19 protein-coding genes are annotated in these 18,241 nt (G+C 67.6%); 11 read left to right on the top strand and 8 right to left on the bottom strand.

The genetic code is table 11. The features are described from left to right. Positions 1-72: 72 nt before the first annotated feature. From CA982_RS03000 to CA982_RS02975, 6 genes are all read right to left on the bottom strand, one after another. Complete coding sequence (locus CA982_RS03000; protein ID WP_086533906.1) at positions 73-1,602, bottom strand: polyamine aminopropyltransferase; 1,530 nt, start codon at positions 1,600-1,602, stop codon at positions 73-75. 100 nt (positions 1,603-1,702) lie between these two features. After that, the gene (locus CA982_RS02995; RefSeq protein WP_086533853.1) at positions 1,703-2,128 is read right to left on the bottom strand and encodes a DUF350 domain-containing protein; all 426 of its coding nucleotides are present in this window, start codon (positions 2,126-2,128) and stop codon (positions 1,703-1,705) included. A gap of 57 nt (positions 2,129-2,185) precedes the next feature. Beyond that, the gene (locus CA982_RS02990) at positions 2,186-2,719 is read right to left on the bottom strand and encodes a DUF4247 domain-containing protein (RefSeq protein WP_086533852.1); all 534 of its coding nucleotides are present in this window, start codon (positions 2,717-2,719) and stop codon (positions 2,186-2,188) included. Continuing rightward, positions 2,716-3,264 (bottom strand): DUF2617 family protein, encoded by a 549-nt coding sequence (locus tag CA982_RS02985; RefSeq protein WP_086533851.1) that lies wholly within the window; start codon positions 3,262-3,264, stop codon positions 2,716-2,718. The genes CA982_RS02990 and CA982_RS02985 overlap by 4 nt, the downstream gene beginning before the upstream one ends. Before the next feature lie 58 nt (positions 3,265-3,322). Beyond that, positions 3,323-3,958, bottom strand: coding sequence for a DUF4178 domain-containing protein (locus CA982_RS02980; protein ID WP_086533850.1), 636 nt, complete (start codon positions 3,956-3,958; stop codon positions 3,323-3,325). Positions 3,959-4,040: 82 nt separating this feature from the next. Then, positions 4,041-4,937 carry a TIGR03621 family F420-dependent LLM class oxidoreductase gene (locus CA982_RS02975; RefSeq protein WP_086533849.1) on the bottom strand — a complete coding sequence of 299 codons (897 nt, stop codon included), beginning with the start codon at positions 4,935-4,937 and terminating at the stop codon, positions 4,041-4,043. A 231-nt stretch (positions 4,938-5,168) separates the two neighbouring features. Here CA982_RS02975 and groL point away from each other — a divergent pair, with 231 nt between their 5' ends. Continuing rightward, positions 5,169-6,794 (top strand): chaperonin GroEL, encoded by a 1,626-nt coding sequence (groL, locus tag CA982_RS02970; protein WP_004022854.1) that lies wholly within the window; start codon positions 5,169-5,171, stop codon positions 6,792-6,794. 51 nt (positions 6,795-6,845) lie between these two features. Here groL and CA982_RS02965 read toward each other — a convergent pair whose 3' ends face one another. Further along, entirely contained in the window at positions 6,846-7,247 is a 402-nt protein-coding gene (locus CA982_RS02965) for a VOC family protein (RefSeq protein WP_086533905.1), read from the bottom strand. Between the two features lie 26 nt (positions 7,248-7,273). Between CA982_RS02965 and CA982_RS02960 the strand changes: the two genes are divergently transcribed. The 10 genes from CA982_RS02960 to CA982_RS02920 all read left to right on the top strand — a co-directional run bounded on the left by CA982_RS02960 (position 7,274) and on the right by CA982_RS02920 (position 17,111). Continuing rightward, positions 7,274-7,672 carry a winged helix-turn-helix transcriptional regulator gene (locus CA982_RS02960; RefSeq protein ID WP_086533848.1) on the top strand — a complete coding sequence of 133 codons (399 nt, stop codon included), beginning with the start codon at positions 7,274-7,276 and terminating at the stop codon, positions 7,670-7,672. A gap of 54 nt (positions 7,673-7,726) precedes the next feature. Next, on the top strand, positions 7,727-8,386 hold the full coding sequence (locus CA982_RS02955) for a DsbA family oxidoreductase (RefSeq protein ID WP_086533847.1): 660 nt from the start codon (positions 7,727-7,729) through the stop codon (positions 8,384-8,386). Positions 8,387-8,559: 173 nt separating this feature from the next. Then, the gene (locus tag CA982_RS02950) at positions 8,560-10,215 is read left to right on the top strand and encodes an HNH endonuclease signature motif containing protein (protein ID WP_086533846.1); all 1,656 of its coding nucleotides are present in this window, start codon (positions 8,560-8,562) and stop codon (positions 10,213-10,215) included. Positions 10,216-10,514: 299 nt separating this feature from the next. Continuing rightward, on the top strand, positions 10,515-10,970 hold the full coding sequence (locus tag CA982_RS02945) for a pentapeptide repeat-containing protein (RefSeq protein WP_158097789.1): 456 nt from the start codon (positions 10,515-10,517) through the stop codon (positions 10,968-10,970). Between the two features lie 84 nt (positions 10,971-11,054). After that, on the top strand, positions 11,055-11,963 hold the full coding sequence (locus tag CA982_RS02940; RefSeq protein ID WP_086533844.1) for an MSMEG_6728 family protein: 909 nt from the start codon (positions 11,055-11,057) through the stop codon (positions 11,961-11,963). A 122-nt stretch (positions 11,964-12,085) separates the two neighbouring features. Continuing rightward, on the top strand, positions 12,086-12,289 hold the full coding sequence (locus CA982_RS26300) for a hypothetical protein (protein ID WP_143412517.1): 204 nt from the start codon (positions 12,086-12,088) through the stop codon (positions 12,287-12,289). A gap of 50 nt (positions 12,290-12,339) precedes the next feature. Beyond that, entirely contained in the window at positions 12,340-13,365 is a 1,026-nt protein-coding gene (locus CA982_RS02935; protein WP_086533843.1) for an alpha/beta hydrolase, read from the top strand. 28 nt (positions 13,366-13,393) lie between these two features. Next, positions 13,394-14,203 carry a tyrosine-protein phosphatase gene (locus CA982_RS02930; RefSeq protein WP_208617867.1) on the top strand — a complete coding sequence of 270 codons (810 nt, stop codon included), beginning with the start codon at positions 13,394-13,396 and terminating at the stop codon, positions 14,201-14,203. A 127-nt stretch (positions 14,204-14,330) separates the two neighbouring features. Next, positions 14,331-14,879 (top strand): hypothetical protein, encoded by a 549-nt coding sequence (locus CA982_RS02925; RefSeq protein ID WP_244176108.1) that lies wholly within the window; start codon positions 14,331-14,333, stop codon positions 14,877-14,879. Between the two features lie 30 nt (positions 14,880-14,909). Continuing rightward, positions 14,910-17,111, top strand: a complete 2,202-nt coding sequence (locus CA982_RS02920; RefSeq protein WP_086533841.1) for a glycoside hydrolase family 3 C-terminal domain-containing protein — start codon at positions 14,910-14,912, stop codon at positions 17,109-17,111. A 19-nt stretch (positions 17,112-17,130) separates the two neighbouring features. On the opposite strand, the gene CA982_RS02915 is transcribed toward CA982_RS02920, so the two are convergent. Further along, positions 17,131-18,108, bottom strand: coding sequence for a helix-turn-helix transcriptional regulator (locus CA982_RS02915; RefSeq protein WP_086533840.1), 978 nt, complete (start codon positions 18,106-18,108; stop codon positions 17,131-17,133). Positions 18,109-18,241 lie beyond the last annotated feature (133 nt).

Below are 18,241 nucleotides of genomic sequence, written 5' to 3'. Positions count from 1 at the left end.
GACATCGTCAACCGAATGCGATTCATCGGGAGCCGCTCATGTCGAGCATGTGCGTTCGCGGACGCCTCGGCGTCAGTAGGTCGCCCACTCGCCTTGCGCGTACCGCAGGATCCGGGGGTCCATGAGAGTCGACGGAGGCAGGTCCAGCTGCTGCCGGTCGAGTGGGAAAACCGTTGCGGCGGCCAACTGCTCGGGGCTGAGGAACCGGAGCGGGCCCGGGGCCCGCACCGACGGGGTGATCCTGCCCGCGACGCCGGCCAGGTGGAATCCCCAGTCCCCGAATGCCGGTACGTCGACGTGGTACGGGGTCGGGTCCAGTCCGGCCGCGCGCATGGTCGACGCGACGCACCAGAACGACTTCGGCGCGAAGTAGGGGGAGCCGGCCTGGACGACGGTGCGGCCCGACTCTGCGAGATGAGCGCGGACCATAGCGTAGAACTCGGTGGAGTACAGCTTCGCGGTGGCCGAGTCGTCGGGGTCGGGCATGTCGACGATGATCACGTCGAACCGGCGGTCGGTGCCACGCAGCCAGGAGAAGGCGTCGGCGGTGACCACCGCGGCTCGGGGGTCGGTCATCGACCCCCGGTTCAGGGTGGTGAGACGCTCGTCGGTCCGGGCCAGTCGGATCATCTCCGGGTCGAGTTCGACGAGGGTGATGTCGCGGGCGTCGGGGTAGGTGAGCACCTCGCGGAGCGCGAGTCCGTCACCGCCACCGAGGATCAGGACGGAGTCGTGCGGCCCGGACATCGCCGGATGCACCAGCGTCTCGTGGTAGCGGTGCTCGTCGACGGAGGAGAATTGCAGGTCGCCATTGAGATACAGGCGGGTGTCGGCCGCTGCGCCGAAGCGGTTCTCGGTGATGACGATGTCCTGATACGCGCTGCGCTCGGCGGCCACGATCGGGTCTCGATACAGCGCTTGGCGGGCGGTGATCTCGAAGCGGCCGGAGAGCATCAGGCCGGCGACCAGGACGGCGACGACCCCGATCGCCGACGCGGACAGGACGAGCATCTGGGTGCGCGACATCGACTTCCGGAAGATCACGAAGACGAGGAAACAACCGGCCGCGGCGTTGACGAGTCCGACCGCCAGCGCGCCCCGCAACTGGCCGAAGAACGGCAGCAACAGGAACGGGAAGCACAGGCCGCCGATGAGGGCGCCGATGTAGTCGACGGCGAACATGTCGGCCACCGCCGAGCCGGCCTCCTGGCGTCGGATCCGTTGCAGCAGGACCATCAGCAGCGGGATCTCGGCGCCGATCAGGATGCCGAGTACGAAGGCCACGAGGACGAGTGCGGGCGTGTACAGCTCGAGGTATGCGAAGGCGGCGTAGAGCACCATCACCGACAGTCCGCCGATGAGTGCGAGCAGGAGTTCGATGACCGCGAAAGCTGTGACCGATTGTGGCTGGAGCGGTTTGGCGGCGAGCGACCCGATGCCCATCGCGAAGACCATCACCGCGAGGACGATCGACGCCTGGGTCGCGGTGTTCCCGATCAGGAACGACCCGAGCGAGACCAGTGCCAACTCGTACACCAGACCGCACGCGGCGCAGACGAAGACGACGGCGAGCAGCCCGGCGCGGGCGAACCTCGGCCGCATCGCCAACGCGTCCGGAGCCGTGTCGGTCGCCACCGGGCCGGGGTCGTCCGGTGCAGGGTCGCGGCCGGTCACGGTCGTGCGGGGTAGTGCGGTGACACGGTCACAGGATGGAGGCGGCGACGATGATCGACACCCCGATGTGTGCGATGCCCTGCACCCAGACCGCCGGGTGGCTCTCCGGGTGGACCAGGAGTTCGCCGAGGTTCCCAGGGGTCAGCAGGTCGATGACGAGAAAGGTCACCGCCATCACCACGAGGCCGATCGCCGAGTACACCGCGGTGTAGGCGAGGCCCTCCAGGAGCCGGCCCTCACTCGCGACGATCGCCGCGGTGACGATGACGGCCACGGCGAGCATGTTGGAGCCCACCAGGATTCCCGCGTTGCGGTTGCGATCGGTCCACAGCTGCGAACGGAGCTTGCCCGGCGTGAGCAGGTCGAGGACGGCGAACGAGACGATCATCAGGATCACGCCGACACCGGCGTAAGCGCCTGCAGCGTAGGCGTTCTCAGCGATATCAGCGAGCATGGTCTTCTCCGTTGGTTGATCGGACGAGTTCGATGGGAGGTTCCGGACGGTCAACGATCATTTGCCGCCACCGCCGCTTCCGCCGCCGCGGTTTCCGCTGCCGCTGCCCGCATAGCGGGGGGTCGGTACCCAGAAGGCGCCGACGTAGGGGTGGTAGTGGTGATAACCCGACCGGTAGTCGCGGCTGAGCATCACCCGGGTGGTTCCGGCGGCCAGCGGGAACAGACCGACGAGATAGTCGGGATACTGCAGGAATTGGGTGCCGGCGATGTTGCCCGCGCCCGAGGCGCCGCTCCGCTGGTCGCTGGGACGTTCGGCGTCGCGGATCTCGTTCGCGACCTCGGCGGGGGTTCCGTTGGCGACATAGGCGTCGACATCGCCCTCGTCGAGTGCGGTGTCGCGCTCATAGTTCTGTGTGATGTGGTCGCGCGCAGACCCGCCGATGCCGCCCCCGCGCGCGACTCGCGCGGTGCACGCACCGATCAGTGCGAACACGGTGAGCACCACGATCACGCCGATGATGATGTTGCGGGTCTTGTTGAGGCGGCGGCGCGGGTCGGGCGGCCCGCCGGGCGGGGGCTGTCCGGTCATGGGCGGGCCACCGGGCCGCGGTCGATCCTGCTGGAGGTGATGACGACCTCGGCGGCCTTCGGATAGGTGTGCCAGGTGTGCCAGCTGATGGCGTCGGCGGTGGATTCCGAGACGATCGCGGTGACGGCGTGCGGCTCGCCCGGGAAGCGGCCCATCACGCACGGATGGCCGGTCGCCGACTGCTCGGTGACGCGAGCGGCCAGTTGCTCGACGAGGGCGGCGAGCTGATCGGGGTTGACCTGTTCCACGCGGGAACTGAAGTAGTAGCCGCTCTCCTGGAAGCTCTCCGGGAGCGCCGAGGTCACTTCCGGCAGACAGGCGACGGTCTCACAGATCCGTTGCACCCCGTCCTCGACGAGCACCTGATGGCTCGCGCCGAGCAGGCGCACCGACACGGTGATGCCGTCGATGTCGCGGTCCTCTCGGGCCAGCGGCTCCTGCAACGGTGCGCTCAGCGAGAAACCGAGCTGGGCCGCGCTGGTGTCGGCGTAGGCGACGGCGAGTTGTGCTGCGGGGTCGCCGGGGTGTCCGGGGTTCTCTGTCATGCGTGCTGCGATCTCCGTGCTCGGGACGTCTGGGTCGGGTGGACGGCGGGCAAGGCCGTCACGGCGTCTCCGGAGCCGGGTTGCTGGGGTAGATGCGGTAGTCCGCACGGGCCAGCAGTTCGCCGCGGGCGCACTCCCAGCCACTGCCGTAGTCCTCGAACGACAGGCGGTCGGCGCCGGCCTGGTAGTCGTGGTAGGCCATCCGGCCCGACGTCGCGACCCCGGTGGTGCCCGCGGAGGTGAAGCGTGCGGAACCCGCTTCCTCCGACTGGTACCGACGACCGTCGAGTTCCACGGTGTCGGCGCCGGGTGCCACGGTGGCGCCGGGCACCTCGTGCCACAGCACCACCTCCAGGTCGGGATCGTCCTCGACCGAGATCCAGGCCTTCGACCCGACCCCGGTGTCCAGGAAGTTCTCGGTCCAGGTGTAGCCGTCCTGGGTCAGGCGCAGGGTGCCGCGGACCGCGTAGGTCTGGCCGCGCAATTCGACGAGGTCGCCCGGTTTGAGGTCGCGGGGATCGCCGTAGACGGAGTCGTCGTCGGCCGACGAAAACGGGTCGCCGGGCCGGTAGGTCCGCTCACGCAGGGCGTCCTGCTCGGCCTGCCGGGCCTTGCGGTTGCCCAGGAAATTGAAGATGACGACCACCGCGATGATCGCCAGCAGCGCCACGATGATGATCAGCAGGAATTCCACCCGACGACCCTATCCGGATCGGCGACTCGTCGTCAGGTGGGTTCGACGATGTTCGGCGGGCTGAATGATGCGGGGCCGGCGCTCATGAGTCGGCGGCACGCAGTTGCGAGATCACCGGGGCGAATGCCTCGAGAGCCGGTTCGAGCACGGTGAGGTAGCTGATCCCGGTGCGCTCGCGGAGGTCGACGATGCGCGTGGCGATGTCGGAGGCGGACCCGATCAGCACCGACGGCAGCTCGATGAATTCCTGGACGCTCATCGACAGCTCGTGTCGGGTGATCAGCTCCTCGGCCACCGCCGTCGCGTCGTCGGTCACCGCGACGATCTGCAGCAGCAGATTCCACTCCACCTCGGCGGCGCGGGAGCCTGCTGCGGCGCGGGCGAAGGCGACCCGTTCGTCGAAGTCGGGCGCCGACAGGGGTTGCAGATCGCCGTCGGGTCCTGTTCGGGCAGCCGTGAAGCCGACGATGTCCGCGTGTTCGGCGGCCATTCGCAACACCCGGTTGCCGTTGCCGCCGAGCAGGAGCGGGACCCGCGGCTGCACCGGGCGCGGCCGGTGATCCTGGTCGGCGAGCAGTTCGGTCACCTGCGCGAGGGTGGCCGCCAGATGGTCGACGCGTCGTCCTGCCGGCCGGAATTCGATCCCGGCTGCGTCGAACTCCGCCCGGGCGTAGCCGGTGCCCAGCCCGAGCTCCACCCGGCCGTCGGAGAGTTGGTCGACCGTGGCCACGTCCCGGGCGAGCAGTGCCGGGTTGGTGAACGCCGCGTTGAGGACGAAGGGGCCTACGCGGAGCCGCTGGGTCGCCGTGGCCGCGACGGCCAGCGCAGGCCATGGGCTCGGGATGCCGAGGTGATCGGGGACGAGGAGGACGTCGTACCCGAGGTCCTCGACGGAACGGGCGCGAGTTCGCCATGAGGAGGTGGTGTCGACGGTGAGCATGTTGACGCCGAATCGGAACGCCCTGGACGCGAGTGGCATGTCATCAACGTAGCCAGGGGCGGCGCGCTCGACCACGCAGACGAGTGGGCGCCGGCGGCAGCCTTGCACTCGCACTGGGCGAGTGCTAAAAACGAGGTTGGCACTCGCGAGCTGTGAGTGCCAGGTCGGGACGGTGAGGCCGGTACCGAATGACACACCGGTCGTCCGTCGCGGGCACCGAGTTCCGGCCATACGAACCTAGTGTCACCCCCTTCGGAGGATCACTTACCCATGGCCAAGCAAATTGCGTTCGACGAAGAGGCCCGTCGCGGCCTCGAGCGGGGCCTCAACAGCCTTGCCGACGCCGTCAAGGTGACGTTGGGACCCAAGGGTCGCAACGTCGTTCTGGAAAAGAAGTGGGGCGCCCCCACGATCACCAACGATGGTGTGTCCATCGCCAAGGAGATCGAGCTGGAGGACCCGTACGAGAAGATCGGCGCCGAGCTGGTCAAGGAAGTCGCCAAGAAGACCGACGACGTCGCGGGCGACGGCACCACCACCGCCACCGTTCTCGCCCAGGCTCTCGTCCGTGAGGGCCTGCGCAACGTCGCTGCCGGCGCCAACCCGCTGGGTCTGAAGCGCGGCATCGAGAAGGCCGTCGAGGCCGTCACCGAGTCGCTGCTGAAGAGCGCCAAGGAGGTCGAGACCAAGGAGCAGATCGCTGCGACCGCCGGTATCTCGGCAGGCGACCCCTCGATCGGCGAGCTCATCGCCGAGGCGATGGACAAGGTCGGCAAGGAAGGCGTCATCACGGTCGAGGAGTCCAACACCTTCGGCCTGCAGCTCGAGCTCACCGAGGGCATGCGCTTCGACAAGGGCTACATCTCGGGATACTTCGTCACCGACGCCGACCGCCAGGAAGCCGTCCTCGACGACCCGTACATCCTGCTGGTCTCGGGCAAGGTCTCGACCATCAAGGACCTGCTGCCGCTGCTGGAGAAGGTCATCCAGGCCGGCAAGCCGCTGCTGATCATCGCCGAGGACGTCGAGGGCGAAGCTCTCTCGACCCTCGTCGTCAACAAGCTCAAGGGCACCTTCAAGTCCGTCGCCGTCAAGGCCCCGGGCTTCGGTGACCGCCGCAAGGCCATGCTGGCCGACATCGCCATCCTCACCGGTGGCGAGGTCATCAGCGAAGAGGTCGGCCTCTCGCTCGAGGGTGCGGGCGTCGAGCTGCTCGGTACCGCGCGCAAGGTTGTCGTGACCAAGGACGAGACCACCATCGTCGAGGGCTCGGGCGATCCCGACGCCATCGCCGGTCGTGTCGCCCAGATCCGCGGCGAGATCGAGAACAGCGACTCCGACTACGACCGTGAGAAGCTGCAGGAGCGTCTGGCCAAGCTGGCCGGCGGTGTTGCGGTCATCAAGGCGGGCGCGGCCACCGAGGTCGAGCTCAAGGAGCGCAAGCACCGCATCGAGGACGCCGTCCGCAACGCGAAGGCTGCCGTCGAAGAGGGCATCGTCGCCGGTGGCGGCGTGGCCCTGCTGCAGTCGGAGCCGGCCATCGACGCACTCTCGCTCGAGGGTGACGAGGCCACCGGCGCCAACATCGTCAAGGTCGCGCTCTCGGCTCCGGCCAAGCAGATCGCGATCAACGCCGGCCTCGAGCCGGGCGTCGTCGCCGACAAGGTCCTCAACTCGCCCACCGGCACCGGCCTCAACGCCGCAACCGGTGTGTACGAGGACCTGCTCAAGGCCGGCATCAACGACCCGGTGAAGGTCACCCGCTCGGCGCTGCAGAACGCAGCCTCGATCGCGGCTCTGTTCCTCACCACCGAGGCCGTCGTCGCCGACAAGCCCGAGAAGAACGCCGCACCGGCCATGCCGGGTGGCGACGAGATGGGTGGAATGGGCTTCTGATCTCCTGATCAGATCCCTGCGTCTCGCAACGCAGTCCAGACCGAAGGCCGGTCACCCGTGAGGGTGGCCGGCCTTCGGCGTTCCGAGCACCGACGCGACGACCTCCGGCGACCACTCGACGTATTCGACGACCGCGCCGTCGGGATGGCGGACGTAGGCGAACCGGCCTGTCGCACTCTCGGATTCGCCGATCACCTCGGCCCCGGACGGACCGGCGACCATCGCGATGAGACCGTCGAGATCGTCGACGATGACCGGGCCGACGGTGGATCGGTAGGGCGCGACATCGTCGTCGGCTCCGGCGATGAGGAGGAAGTCGCCGACGGCGGCGAGTTCGGCCCTCTCGAAGGCGAACCGCAGATCGGCCGATGCGCCGACGAGCGTCTCGTACAGCGGTAGCGACTCGTCGAGGTCGGCGACGAATACTCTGGCATAGGTCTTCAGCACTCGCATCGACACCACGCTAGGAGCGCAGGCGGATGAGCGGCAGTACGCACTTCGAGGTGAGCGGGGACGCCGCGCCGTCGTCCGGGGTCGACGAGCGCGCTCGGCAGCTCGCGCGATCGGTCTTCGCCGTCGTGTCGACGAAGTGGGGTCTGACCGTCCTGGAGGAGGTCGGACGACGTCCCCGCCGGTTCCGCGAGCTGAGGCGGTCGATCGGGACGGTCAGCGACAAGGTGCTCACCCAGACGCTGCGCGACCTCGAGGCGCACGGACTGATCCACCGGCATGACCATCGCAGCGCGAACCCGCGGGTGGACTACACCCTGACGGACGCCGGTCGGGATCTCGTCACGACGGTCCACGGCCTGTGTGACTGGTCGCGCGCGCATCTCGACGTCCTGCTCGACGCGCCCGCGCCCGGGGCGGCTGACTGACCCGGCTGGGTGGTTGTCGGGAACGTTTGCGATCCGCGAGGTGTTGAGACGGCCATGAGCGCTCCCATCACCGTCGACATCTGGTCCGACATCGCCTGCCCGTGGTGCTACATCGGCAAACGGAAGTTCGAGGCGGGACTCGCGGAGTTCGCCGGGCGTGACGACGTCGAGGTGACTTACCACAGCTTCGAGCTCGCGCCGGATACGCCGGTCGACTTCGACGGCTCGGAGATCGATTTCCTCGTTCGGCACAAAGGTATGCCCGCCGACCAGGTCCGGGGGATGCTCGACCAGGTTCGCGGGATCGCCGCCGACGTCGGTCTCGACTACGACTTCGACCGGCTCCAGCACACCAAGACACTGAAGGCACACGAGGCCCTGCATTTCGCGAAGGCACATGGCCGACAGGCGGAACTGGCCGAGCGCCTGTTCCAGGCGTACTTCGAGCAGGGGCGGCACGTCGGCCGCGCCGAGGAACTGGCCGACCTCGCGGCCGACGTCGGTCTCGATCGCGAGGCCGTCCTCGCCGCGCTCGAGTCGGGGGAGTACTCCGCCGACGTCGCCGCCGACATCGACCAGGCCCGCGCGTACGGGATCAGCGGGGTGCCGTTCTTCGTGATCAACGGGAAGTACGGCGTCTCCGGCGCGCAGGCGCCGGAAACGTTCACGCAAGCCCTGGACAGGGTCCGCGCAGAGGAGACCGACCGTGTCTGAATCGCTCGTGCCCTTCGAGATGATCGGCGACGACGACGCAGCGGTCTGCGTCGACGGGGTGTGTGCACTGCCGGAGGCCGGGACCGACACGTCGGAGCCTGTGCTGGAGTGAGTTTCGGACCCCTCGGACGCGATCGGCAATTCTTGTCGGTGGTGGGTCGTACATTGGTGTCATGCAGTTCGGGGGCGGTGCCACACCTGTTGCGGGCGGGGAGCCTGTCTGCGAATCCTCGCTGCCCCCAGTGCTTTCCGACGTCGAACTGTCCGCAACCGAGCTGGTGGACGTCATCACCCACTGTGCGTCGATCACGTCAGCAGCCTCCTACCGGTTACTGACCGCGGCAAGCCTGCTGCATGAGGAACGTGAACTCGACTACCACATGCGCCGCACCGAAAACCGCGACGGCCAAGCCTCTTCCGAAGCAGAACTGCACCGACACGCCGCCGAGGCCGCCGCCGGGATCGACCCCTACACCGAGTGCGGGCCCGACGGCTTCGACCAAGCCACCGCCGAACTCGGTGCGGCACTGACGATCACCGCCGCCGAAGCCCGCGACCTCATCCGCACCGGCGATGTCCTGCGCTACCGACTCATGCTCACCGGCAACACCGTCGCCTGCGGGCGAATCGACCAGCGCCGCTTCACCATCGCCATGAAACGCACCGACTACGTGCCCGACGCCGACATGCAGACCGTCGATGCCCATCTCGCCGAAGCGATCCTGGCCCGCCCACCGATGTCGACAACCCGGTTCACCGCCCTGGTCGACGCCATCGTCGCCAAACACGCCCCCGACGCGGTGCGCCGCCGCCGCGAACGCGCCACCGCCGACCGCGCCATCACCATCACACCCGACCGGTTCACACCCGGCCAGTCCCGCATCAGCGGCAGCCTCCCGATCACCGACGCCGCCGCACTCAACGCCCGACTCGACGCGATGGCCGCCTCCGTACATTCCGACGACCCCCGCAACAAGCGGCAACGACGCGCCGACGCGATGATCGCGCTGGCCGCCCACCTCGACACGCTGGCCTGCCGCTGCCCACAATGCGCACCCCCACCAGTGGTCGATCTCGACGAGAACGACACCGACACCGAGCCCGGGTGCGAAACCGGCTCGGCAGCAATCGAACCGGCGGCCTCAGCGCCAGAACCGACCCCGGTATCCGAACCAGCCCCGGTCACCGACACCGGACCGCACCGGCCGGTGCCGATGTTCCACATCGTGGTGAACCTGTCGACGCTGCTCGGCCTCGACGACGATCCCGGTTTCCTCGACGGTCACGGCCTGATCGACGCCGACAGCATGCGCTCGCTCCTGGCCGACGCGCAACGCTCCTTCCTCACCACACCCGGCACCAGCCCGGCCGCTGACACTGCAGCCGAAACACGCTACGCGCCGAGCCGCAAACTCCAGACGCTGGTGCGGTGCGGTGAGTTGTGCTGCACCTTTCCCGGTTGCACTCAGCCGGTGTGGACGACGGATCTCGACCACACCCACCCGTTCGACCACGACTCCCCAGCAACCGGTGGTACGACCACGCAACGCAACCTCAAACCGTTGTGCCGGTTTCACCACCGCATCAAAACCTTCGGCATGTGGCGCGACTACCAGGACGACTACTTGACCGCCTGGTTCCAGTCCCCGACCGGGCACACCTTCATCGGCAACGCCTTCAGCGGCCGCGACCTGTTCGGCTACCTCGTACCCGGCCGCCCACCCGACCACCCCGCACGCAGCCACCTCGCCGACCAGCGAACCACCCGCACCACCACCCACCGCCGAAAAATCGACGCGTGGAACGCCGCCAACCCACCACCGTTCTGAGGGACAGGGTAGATGGCCTCGGTTACCAGGACGCACGCGACGGCTGATGGTTGACTGTGTTGAGGCGGAGCGTCTTCCGCACGGTCGGGAAGCCGCACATCGACGAGGGGAAACGAATGTCCCGCCTGCTCACGCGCACCATCGGCCGAATCCGACGACCTGGCAGAGCGCTCTTGTCGGCGACGATCGTCGGTGCGGCACTTGCTATCGGCGCCGTTCCGTTCGGTGTGCCGACTGCCGCGGCCGATAGCTCGTGCCTGCGAACCAGCGCGTCGTGTGCGAATGCCGACCTCCGCGGCGTGATCATCGACAACAGGGTTGACGTCGACCCGGAGAAGGACTTCACGGGCGCCGACCTGTCCGGAGCGTACATTCGCACGTCGATGATCCGGCCGAACTTCACGGATGCGACCCTACGAGACGCGTCTCTCGAGTACATCTCTCTCTGGGGCGCGAACTTCACCAGGGCCGACGCCTCCGGGACCTACTTCACTGACTCGAACCTGACGAATGCGAACCTGACCGACGCCCGCTTCGGCAGGACCCGTCTAGTCCGGACCAATCTCACGGGCGCCACTCTGACCGGCGTCCATCTCAGTGGCGCCATCGTTTTCTACGCAGACTTCAGCCGCGTCAAGGGCATGACCCGGGAAGACTTCGACGCTGCGGGGACCATAGGCGAGCCAGAGGTGTACCCGCCGTCCGGTCCTGGTGTGACCCCGGGAGCGGGTTCGTCGATGTTCGGTAGCAGCTGACAACTGCGAGCTCGCCACCGCCGATACCCGCCGCCGGCTCACGCGCACGTGTGAGTGCCCGGCGGGAGTGGGTAAGCGCCTCGTATGCAGACGTTCTTGCCGTATCCGGATTTTCGACGCTCCGCCGAGGTCCTGGACCCCGCGCGCCTCGGCAAGCAGCGGGTGGAGACGTTGCAGATCCTGCGTGCGCTCGAACTCTTCGACTACGGCTGGGCCAGCCATCCCGCGGTCACGATGTGGCGCGGCCACACCCCGGCTCTGGTCGCGTACGGGCTCGCCTTCGTCGACGTGTGGACCGGTGAGGGGCGTGCGGACAGCACGGCACCGATGATCTCCGAGTTCGCACCCGAGGTGGTGGGTCGGACCCAGGCCGAGCTGGCCGCGGAGGGGCTGATGCCGGCATGGCTCGGCGACGACCGACTCCATCGCAGTCATCGTTCGGCGCTCCTCCGCAAGGCGCCGGACTTCTACGGCTCCGTGTTCGACGACGTCGACGACGAACTGCCGTACTTCTGGCCCGATCCGCCGGCCGCCGGTGCCCATGAGCTGGACGAGCCGACCCGCACGGTGTGGATTGTCCGGGCCACGTCCGACGACCAGTACACCGAGTTCCGGCGACAGCGGATCGTCGGGCTCGGCACCGAGTCCGGCATCGACGTCGACGCGTCCGGCCGCACCGAGACGGAGCTGAGGGAACTGCTCAAGGAGTGCACTCCCGGGCGTCGGCCGGGAAAGGACCTGCGAGTCCTGGCCTCATTCGTCTCCGACCTCGCGATCGGGGACGAGGTCGCCGTGCTGCACCCGACGAGCACCGACCCGACGCTGATGCTCGGCGTGGTGGATGGCGATTACCGGTTCTCGGCACGCGGCGCGACGCTCTCCCCGCATCGCCGCCACGTCCGCTGGTCCGGCACGCTCGCGCGATCGGAAGTCATCCCGCCGGCGTTGCTCCAGAATCCGCGCACACTGTTCCCGGTGTCGGTGACGCCCTGAACGGCCGGTCCGAGTGGACTGTTTGTAGTTCGAACAACCTAATCTGCGATCAGGAAGACGACTCGGCTCTGCACGACGCCGGCGACCGAAACAGGCCGTTTCCGGTGGACCACACCTCCCGAATGGACAAGACCGAGCGGGATTTGCTGCTCAGACGGGTGACGGTTTCAGTAATCGGGATTCGTCATCGTGAAAACTTTCCCAACGATAGTCAATTCGGCTTCGATCGCCAGATGAACGACAATTGCCGCGACCGGAGTAATGCGGACGGGATTGGCCTCGGTGCGTATGGTGAAACGTGTTCGGATCGATATCTGTACGTGTGAATTCCGTTGTCGAGACGACGGCGCGGTCGTAGTGATGTGAAGGGACTGTGATGTCCGCAGCGGATGGTGCTCTCCGCCGACGCCTGGTCGCCACGACGCTCTCGATCGTTGCACTCGTTGCCGCCCTGGCAATTCCGTCACTCGCGAGTGCGGAGCCGGGAAGTGGTTCGACGCGGGCGCAGGCCCTGGCCCGCGCCGTGGCCGACGGTCGGGTCCTCGACCTGTCGGTGTATTCGCCGTCGATGAAACGCGATGTACCGGTGCGCGTGCTCGTACCTGCGGACCGATCGGTGCCCCGTCCGACGCTGTATCTGCTGAACGGTGCGGGTGGCGGAGAGGGTACCGGGCACTGGTTCGAGCAAACCGACATCGTCGATTTCGTCGCCGACAAGAATGTGAATGTCGTCGTGCCGATGCGTGGCGCCTACAGTTATTACACCGACTGGGTGAAAGTCGACCCGGTGCTCGGGCGAAACAAATGGACGACCTTTCTGACCAGCGAATTACCGCCGCTCATCGACAAAAAGCTGACCACCACCGGGGTGAATGCGATCGCCGGGATCTCGATGGCGGGAACATCGTCGTTGAGTCTGGCCGAGTCGGCACCCCAGCTCTACCGGGCTGTCGCGTCCTACAGCGGGTGCGCGGAGACCAGCACGAATCTGGGCCGGCTGGCCATCCGGGCGGTCGTGGAGGGTCGCGGCGGCGGCGACATCGCCAACATCTGGGGTCCGGTCGGTTCCCCGGGGTGGCGTGCACACGACCCGGTCGTCAACGCCTACAAGCTTCGCGGCAAGGCGATCTACATCAGCACCGGGACGGGGATCCCCGGGCCGCACGACCAGTTGCAGAGCCAGGGAATCGACGGAAAGACCACGATCTACATCGACCAGATCGCGGTCGGTGGCGCGATCGAGGCCGCCACCCATCAGTGCACGCTCAATCTCGACCGTCGGCTCACGCAGCTCGGCATCCCCGCGACCGTCGATTACACCCCTGGTACGCACGCCTGGCCGTACTGGCAGGACCAGCTCGTGAAGTCGTGGCCGATGCTCGAACGCGCGCTCACCGACTGAGCGGCCCGAGATCTGTCACGATGTGACCGTGACTGCGACCCCCGGTGCGCCGAGCCCCATCCCGAGCCTGCCGAACCTGCGCGACCTCGGCGGCTGGCGCACCGTCGACGGCCACACGGTCCGATCCGGCGTCCTGTTCCGTTCGACGGACTTCTCCGCCCTCGACACCGCCGACGTGCCCGCGCTGGAGGCGCTCGGTCTGACCACCGTGTACGACCTGCGGTCGGCGCACGAGAGCGAAGCCATCCCGGACCCTGCGCTGCCCGGCGCGTCGAACATCGCCCTCGATGTCCTCGCCGACGCACAGATGTCGATTCCCGCCAACATCGGGGCGGTGCTCGCCGACCCGGCCGTCGTCGCGGAGGCCGATGAGATGTTGTCCGGCGGCAAGGCGCGCGAGATGATCTCCGGGACCTACCGCGAGATGATCACCCTGCCCAGCGCGACGGCCGCCTACACCGAGTTCTTCCGAGGACTGCTCGACGCGGGGTCGACGCCCGCCCTGGTGCACTGCACCACCGGCAAGGACCGAACCGGTTGGGCGGCAGCCTCTTTCCTGACCCTGCTCGGGGTGCCGAAGGACGACGTCTACCGCGACTACCTCCTGACCAACGAGCGTCTGATCCCGTCGCTCAAGCACATTTTCGACGGGTTCGCCGCGGCGGGGGGCGATCCCGAACTACTCGTCGGCGTGCTGGGTGTGGACGCCGGATACCTCGACGCGGCGTTCGACGAGGTGGACAGGAAGTACGGCGGGGTCGAGGGCTATTTCAGCGAGGCGCTGGGCCTGGACGTCGGACACCAGCAGGCCCTCCGTGACCGATACCTCGACGGGTAGCCGACGAGGTCGGACCGCGCTCGGCTGTGTCCCGGGCGCCCTTGCCGATTCCTCCGGTGAGGGGATACCGCGAGTCTGTGGCGATCGATAGCGTCGAGCGAACCACTGTCCACCGGTACGGAGATCCATGCGCGCACGAGCTATGGCACGGTTGTTGTTGATGTCCGTTCTGGTGGTCGGAGTCCCGGCCGCGGCGACAACCGGTTCTCCGGACGCGTGGGCGGAACCGGGTGGGTCGGTCGACTCGGGCAGCCTCGATGGGGTGGATCCCCGGGATCTCGACTACGGAAGCCTCGGCGGTGTGGATCCCCGGGATCTCGACTTCGTCGGGAGCATCGGTGGAGGTGTGCAGCCGCCGCGAGTTCAGCAATGCGATGAGGAGACGCGATCCGGGGGCCGAGGGGTCACGGAGACGCGGTACATGCTGGGCCGGCCCGGACCCACCCGCTTCACCCTGCGGTACGACACGCTCGACCAGGCCGACGAGATACGGGTGTTCTACCAGGGCAGACTGATTCACAACACCGGATACGTCGGTGACAATCGCAACGAGGGCGCGGGGAGTGCCCGAGTCGTCGTGCCGCGGGGCACCGAGTCCTCCGTCGTCGTACGTGTCACCGGTCCCGAGGAGGGCACCCGGTGGGAGTACACGGTGTACTGCCCCGGGTCGAGCTGAGCGACTGACGATCGTCGGTAGTGTCTTGGGATGAGCGAACTGAGCTTGTCCCAGAAGGCCGCCCTGGGCAGCGGCGCCGATTTCTGGACCACGAAGGCGGTCGGTTCGGTTCCCGCACTGACGCTCACCGACGGCCCCCACGGGGTCCGCAAACAGACCGGCGCGACCGATCACCTCGGTCTCGCGGGCAGCGAACCCGCCACCTGCTTTCCGCCTGCCGTCGGCCTCGGCCAGAGTTGGGATGTCGGGTTGATCCGTCGTGTCGGCGAAGCGCTCGGACGTGAGGCCCGTGGCCTCGGCGTCGACGTTCTCCTCGGTCCCGGTGTGAACATCAAACGAGACCCACGGTGCGGCAGGAACTTCGAGTACTTCTCCGAGGATCCGTTCGTGACGGGCCGGCTCGGCTCGGCGTGGATCGAGGGTGTGCAGAGCATCGGGGTCGGGACATCGCCCAAACACTTCGCGCTGAACAACGCCGAGGACGACCGGATGCGTTCGAGTTCGGACGTCGATCCCCGGCCGATGCGCGAGATCTATCTCCGCGCCTTCGCCCACATCATCCGCTCGGCCGATCCGTGGACCGTGATGTGCTCGTACAACCGCATCAACGGCATCGCGGCGTCGGAGAATCAGTGGCTCCTCACCGACCTGCTGCGCGGTGAGTGGGGCTTCGACGGTGTGGTGGTCTCCGACTGGGGTGCGGTCGCCGATCGCGTCCGTGCGGTCGCGGCCGGACTGGATCTCGAGATGCCCGGGTCCGGTGGCCGGACCGATGCGCAGATCGTCGACGCCGTCGAGGACGGGACTCTCGACGAGGCGGCCGTGGACCGATCGGCGCGGGCTGTCCGGAGGCTCGCCGAGCGGGCGGGTGCCGGTCGCGCGGGCCGAGTCGTCGTCGATCTCGATCTGCACCACCGCCTCGCCCGCGAAGCCGCCGGCCGGTCCATCGTCCTGCTGAAGAACGAGGGCGCCGTTCTCCCACTGGTTTCCGGGCAATCCGTCGCGGTCATCGGCGAGTTCGCGCGCGAACCCCGGTACCAGGGCGGTGGCAGTTCACACGTGAACCCGACGCGCCTGGATGTGCCGGTGGACGAGATCCGGGCGTCCGGTCACTCGGTGACCTACGCCCCGGGCTTCTCCACCGACGACGCACCTGTGGATCCGGCCGACGCGATCGCCGCCGCGACCGACGCCGATGTCGCGGTCCTGTTCCTGGGCCTGGCGGCGTCGCACGAGTCGGAGGGCTTCGACCGCGACGACATCGAACTGCCACCGGATCAGATCGAACTGCTGACGCGGATCCTCGACGTGCAGCCTCGAACGGTGGTCGTGCTCGCGCATGGCGGAGTCCTCCGCCTCGATGCGGTCGCCGCGGCCCCCGCGGTCCTCGACGGCGCACTCCTCGGTCAGGCCGGGGGCGGGGCCATCGCCGACGTGCTCGTCGGCAGGGTGAACCCGTCGGGGCGGCTCACCGAGACGGTGCCGGTCAGGTTGCAGGACACACCGGCATACCTCAACTTCCCGAACGAGAACTCCCACATCCGGTACGGGGAGGGGATCTACGTCGGCTACCGCTGGTACGACGCGCGGGACCTCGAGGTCTCGTACCCGTTCGGGCACGGGTTGTCCTACACGACGTTCGCGTACTCGGATCTCTCTGTCTCAGCCGAAGATTCGGATGTCGACGGAGTGGTCGTCGAGGTGACGATCACCAATACCGGACCGCGCGCCGGGCGCGAAGTGGTCCAGATCTACACGTCGAAGCCGGGGTCGCGCGTCGGTCGTCCGTCGCGCGAGCTGACGGGTTTCGCGGTCACCCGCGACCTCGAGCCCGGTGAGTTGCAGACGGTCTCGGTGGTCATCGACCGCAACGACCTCGCGTACTGGGACACCCGGGTCGATCGCTGGATCGTCGAATCGGGTGAGTACGCGGTCCATTCCGGTGCGTCGAGCCGCGACATCCGGCTGACCCTCACCGTCGAGATCCCCGGAGACGACGTCGTCCTCCCGATCGACGAGAACTCGACCCTGGGCGAGGTCCTGGCGAACCCGGCTGCCGCGAAGGCGCTTGCCGGCCTGGCCGAGAACAATCCCCTCATGAGTGCTGGGAACGACGCGCTGGGCGTCGACATGGCACGAATGCTCGCCTCGATCCCGCTCGGTCGCCTCGCCGGTTTCGGGATGCGAGACGAGGACATCGCCGGGATCATCGCGGCTGCGCGTACGGACTGATCAGCCGGTCGCCTGCGCTTCAGGGTTGCATCTGGCGAGCGCTGAGGAGACCGTGCTGATGCGCCAGCGTTGCCAACCCGACCCGGTTGGCGACCCCGGTCTTGCCGAGTAGGTGCTCTATATGGCGGCCGACTGTCTTGGCGCTGATGACGAGCGCACCGGCGATCTGCGCCGAGGTCAAACCGTTCGCCACGAGGGTGAGGACCTCCAGCTCCCGTCCGGTGAGGTCGTAGGGGAGTGGCTCGGGCGTCGTGAAGGTCAACGCCACCGGTGTGGCGTCCCGATATCGCGGCGTCGCCGGGAGCAGCCGGACCAGATGCCAGGTTCCCCCGGGATCGCACCATCGGAACTTGCGCTCGGTACCGGCGAGTCGCGCGACGAGCGAGAGCAGTCCGGGGTCGACATCTGGCATGAGCTGATCGTGCAGGGCCCGGCAGTTTCCCAACCTGTCGATGAGCCACGCGGGGCTCCCGGGAGATAGGAAGTCAGCCACCATCACCGGACGCATCGTCGTGTCGAGCAGCGACGCGACACTGCTGCGGAGCTCATTGATCTCGGTGACGTCCACGTCGCGGGGGTAGCGGCGGTCGTCGGAATTGACGTGCAGGGTCCCCGCATAAGTGCCTTGTGCGGTGACAAGGCGAGCGGACAGTCCCTCGTCGAATCCGGCCGGGGTGAACACGTTGGTGACCGAGTGAGTCCGTCGGTACCCGGGGAAGTCGCGCCAGCGCAGCGCGCCGGAGCGGGTTCTCTCCATCTCTTTGAACAGAGGGTCGTTCGAGACGAACCAGCTGTTGAAATGGCTCATGACCGAATCGGGATAGTCGTGATTGGCGAGGGTCAGGTGCCGGCCCGCGACCGGATCCCACACACTGATCGCACTTGCCGACGACGACACGCGCTCACCGAGCGCGCACAGCAGCTCGTCGGCGCGTGTGTTGAGGTCGGCCGCACTGCCCAGCGCCTCGTGGTAGGGCCCGGTGGTCGACGATCTCATGCGTTCTCCGTAACCCCCCGACGACGATCATTCGATGTGTCGCATTGTTCCGCAGGCGCGTTTCGGCGATGTTTCCCGTCAGACCGGTGACGCAACACTCCTGGTCGGTCCAGAAACCAGCAGTTAACAATCG

Origin of the sequence: Gordonia lacunae (genome assembly GCF_002149015.1) — a bacterium.
GTDB classification, from domain to species: Bacteria; Actinomycetota; Actinomycetes; order Mycobacteriales; family Mycobacteriaceae; genus Gordonia; species Gordonia lacunae.
This window is presented reverse-complemented; position numbering and strand designations above follow the sequence as displayed.